2 protein-coding genes and 1 pseudogene are annotated in these 2,359 nt (G+C 68.4%); all 3 read right to left on the reverse strand.

Going from position 1 to position 2,359, the window contains the following annotated elements; all coding sequences use genetic code 11:
* Positions 1-332, reverse strand: a pseudogene (locus tag DD1DGNOD_RS08125) (hypothetical protein); the annotation flags it as partial.
* Between the two features lie 371 nt (positions 333-703).
* Positions 704-1,711, reverse strand: a complete 1,008-nt coding sequence (locus tag DD1DGNOD_RS08130) for a recombinase family protein (protein WP_131766840.1) — start codon at positions 1,709-1,711, stop codon at positions 704-706.
* Positions 1,712-2,220: 509 nt separating this feature from the next.
* Positions 2,221-2,359, reverse strand: a 139-nt coding sequence (locus DD1DGNOD_RS30730; RefSeq protein WP_165036523.1) for a hypothetical protein, incomplete at its 5' end; no start/stop codon positions are given.

The raw sequence follows: 2,359 nt of genomic DNA on the forward strand, positions 1-2,359 counted from the left end.
GCCACGAACGCTGAGGAGGTCAGAGCCAGTAGCGCGGCCGGGATGCGAGCGTCGGCGGACGCCAAGCCTGTTGCGCCTGACACCGCCGCGAGCACGACTGCGGGAAGCCCAAGGACGATGTGCATTGCGCCCCAGAACCGTGCCCACGCGCGGGCCTGCTGGGCCTGGCGTCCGGCTTCGAGAGTGATGTTCTGGAGTTCGGCTCGCAGGTGGGCGATCTGCGGGCTGTTGGTGGTGGACGGCGGATCGCCGGTGTCGGTGCTGTGTGCGTAACGGGCGAACCAGCTGTCCTCCTCGCCGGGAGGCATATCGGGTTCATGTAGGTTGCCCATGCCCGAATGATGCCGTAGCCGACCAGGCGCATCAGGCGCTCGTCTGATGCTGCCGGTAGGCGGGGCACTCCACCCGTTGCGCCCCGGCGGCCCGCCCGACCGCCGGGGCGTTGCCGAAACGACGTTTCATTCAGACGAACGGCATAGGTGGGACACGGCTGGCGCCGGTGACGACGGCCAGGAGCACGAGTACACCGGCATTGCCGAAACCTCGTGTCACGTGCGAAAGCGCCCCAGCTATGAGCCGGGCCGTTCCGACGTGGCCGACACCCTGGTGACACGGACGGTGCGGGCACTGCGGACGGGCGTTGACGTACACCGGCCCCGGGGATCAATGGAACCGTGGTTGGCGCTGAGATTGATCTTGCTGGCTACTCGTCCTCTGGGCGCTGGAGGACCTGGGCCTGGAGGCGTTCGCGAAGGTCGGCTTCCTCGGGCGTCAGCGGGTCGTCGGGGTGCCGGATACGGACGGGCTTGGGCCGGATCGGCAGGCCGTCGTCCGCGGCGGCCTGCTCGGCTTCGGCGAGCGCCCGGTAGAGGGAGGCGACGGACGGGGACTTGCCCGCGTTCTTCCCGGTCTTGATGGTGAGCTTCTTCGCGATGTCCGGGACGGGGACGCCCTTGTCCTTCAGTGCGAGGGCGAAGGTGAGTGAGTCGTCGTCGATGACCTTCGGCCGTCCGCCGTGGTTGCCCTTGGCGGCGGCGATGACCTGGCCTTCGAGGGTCTTCTCCCGGATGTAGTTGCGCTCGATCTGCCCGGCGACGGCGAGCACGGCGAAGAACATGGCGCCCATGCCGTTGGGGTCGTAGATGCCGGTGAGCGGGCCGGTGAGGAGTTCGAGCTGGATGCCGCCGGCCTGGAGCTCGGCGGACAGCGTCATCAGCTCGGCGGCGTTGCGGGCGAGGCGCTTGAGTTCGTGGACGGTGAAGATGACGGGCGTCTCGGGCGCGGCCTCCTTGAACTGGTGGGCCAACGCGAGCGCCTTCTCCAGCTCGGGCCGGACCTTGACGCGGGTGCTGATCTGCTCGTGAAAGATCTTGTGGCACTCCGCCCGGCGGAGGGCTTCGAGTTGGCTCGCCAGCTCCTGGCGGGCGGTCGACGTCCTCGCGTACCCGATCCGCACCGGCCGCTCGGTCCGCGGCGCCGGGACCACGGCGAGCGCGGGGCCCTGCTTCCACGTCCGGCCGGGGCCACGGTCGGCGGGCACCGGCACTTCGAGTTCCTCGCGCAGCGCGGGCACGAGGACGAAGCGCGGGGTGTGGTACTTCGCGGCAGTCTTCCCGCCCCGGGTGCGGCAGGCACTGCCGGCGGGCGCGTCACAGTTCGGGCAGTCGTGACGTTCTACCGCCAATGCGGCCTGCTCGGGCGTCAAGTTCATGACGGCAGTCTCTCAGAAGTGCCTCGCACAACATGCGGGTTTCGAGAGGACTTTTGCGAACGGCGACCTGCGGAAACGTGATCGCCTCCTGGTCTCTCGCAGAACTCTCGCATCTGTTCATTTATGAGAATCGCGGAACGTGACAGCCGTGGCCGGAGGTCGCCCGGTGGTGTGAGCGACAGGTGGTGGCGGGCCACGAAGACGCCGAGCGCCGCCGCCCTGTACCGAGGGATCGAGGTCCCCGGAAATCCCAAGGAATCCGCCCGGCGCCCACGCGGCCGCCACCACCCCAAGCACCAGGACCAGATGTCACGATCCGGTACTCGAACATCCCGGGAAGCACCCGCTACCTCGGAACGTCCTTAACTACGGATTAGGAAATCCCGATGAGGTTGATCTTGCTGGGGTCGGCGTACTTCGCGGGGGCTTCGAGCTGGCGGGGTACGGCACCGGACCGCGCCGAACTCGGCCGGAGATAGGTCCCGCCCTTTCGAGCCACAACTGCGCGCTCAGCTGACGGCAGCGCCGAACCACTTGGGCAGCTGGCTGAGCAGATCCTGCTGGTCTTCACCGACCCACGCCACGTGGCCGTCCGGCCGCAGCAGCGCCGCGGGCACGTCCAGTTCCTCGCTGACGTCGACGACGTGG

The sequence above is a fragment of the Candidatus Protofrankia californiensis genome (assembly GCF_900634765.1).
GTDB lineage: Bacteria > Actinomycetota > Actinomycetes > Frankiales > Frankiaceae > Protofrankia > Protofrankia californiensis.